Here is a 1,141-nt window from a genome sequence, read left to right as displayed (position 1 = left end):
CCCCACCATTAAAGGAAGCAAGACGATGTTCTTGCTTTTTTTATGATTAAATCATTAGTTATTTAATCATAAACATAGAGGATTGGTGTAATGGTAGCATGACGGTCTCCAAAACCGTTCGTCAAGGTTCGAGTCCTTGATCCTCTGCCAATGATTTAAAAATGAAGCTCCTTTTTAGGAGTTTTTTTATTGTCTGAATTTTTAAAGCTTAAATTATTTCAAGTTTCCGTTCATATTTTCATCTGCCACTTGATAAGTTATAAATAGTTATCTTTCTGTTCCTCGATATTTTATCTAATCAGACGTAAGGTGTTGGTTAAGTAGGGAATATACTAATTTTTTAGCTACTCTGTTAAGTTATTGTTTTTCTGTTTTTTATTATAATTTATAAATTTTTTTTCATAAAAAGCTTGAATAGAAATTTATTTCATGTATCATGCTCTTAACTAGAAAAAAGTCTTGTTAGTAAATCTTCTTTAAAGTATCGTAGTTTTAGTCATAATCCTTCGTTTTTTAAGATCTTAACTCAATTTGTTATTCTTTTTTCAAAGTTATGTTAGTGTCATTATTAAATGATACTAAAATATTAGAAATCAGTAGGATATATCATGTCTAATACAGTAAGTGGTACAGTAAAATGGTTTAACGAAACTAAAGGTTTCGGTTTCATTCAACAAGATAATGGTCCAGATGTGTTTGCTCACTTCAAAGAAATTTCTGGTTCAGGTTTCAAAACTTTGCACGAAGGTCAACGTGTAACGTTTACTGTTACTCAAGGGCAAAAAGGCCCAAATGCTGTAAATATTATTCCACAATAATATTTCAGTAAGAAAAAAAGCACTTTTTAGTGCTTTTTTTTATTTTAGTCGTTTAAAAGAAATTCTGTTGTTCTTTTAAATGCTATAAAAGCCTTCTATAAGAGGGCTTTTTATTTTATATCCAGTATGTAAGTCTAATAATATCTCTTATCTCTTATCTCTTATCTCTTATCTCTTATCTCTTATCTCTTATCTCTTATCTCTTATCTCTTATCTCTTATCTCTTATCTCTTATCTCTTATCTCTTATCTCTTATCTCTTATCTCTTATCTCTTATCTCTTATCTCTTATCTCTTATCTCTTATCTCTTATCTCTTATCTCT

1 protein-coding gene and 1 tRNA gene are annotated in these 1,141 nt (G+C 28.8%); both read left to right on the top strand.

Annotated features, from left to right (window positions below):
- The first annotated feature begins 76 nt into the window (after positions 1–76).
- Positions 77–150 (top strand) — tRNA-Trp (locus AC07M3_RS11700).
- A gap of 458 nt (positions 151–608) precedes the next feature.
- A complete protein-coding gene (locus AC07M3_RS11695; protein WP_003650775.1) occupies positions 609–818 on the top strand; it encodes a cold-shock protein in 210 nt (69 codons plus the stop codon).
- Positions 819–1,141 lie beyond the last annotated feature (323 nt).

The organism is Acinetobacter sp. GW821-FHT09D10 (genome assembly GCF_059416285.1).
Note: the sequence above shows the minus strand (reverse complement) of the source record. Positions and strands in the feature narration are given on the sequence as shown.

Bases quoted from the DNA above. Each gene is read 5' to 3' on its own strand.
- AC07M3_RS11695 (WP_003650775.1), top strand. From the start codon at position 609: ATGTCTAATACAGTAAGTGGTACAGTAAAATGGTTTAACGAAACTAAA.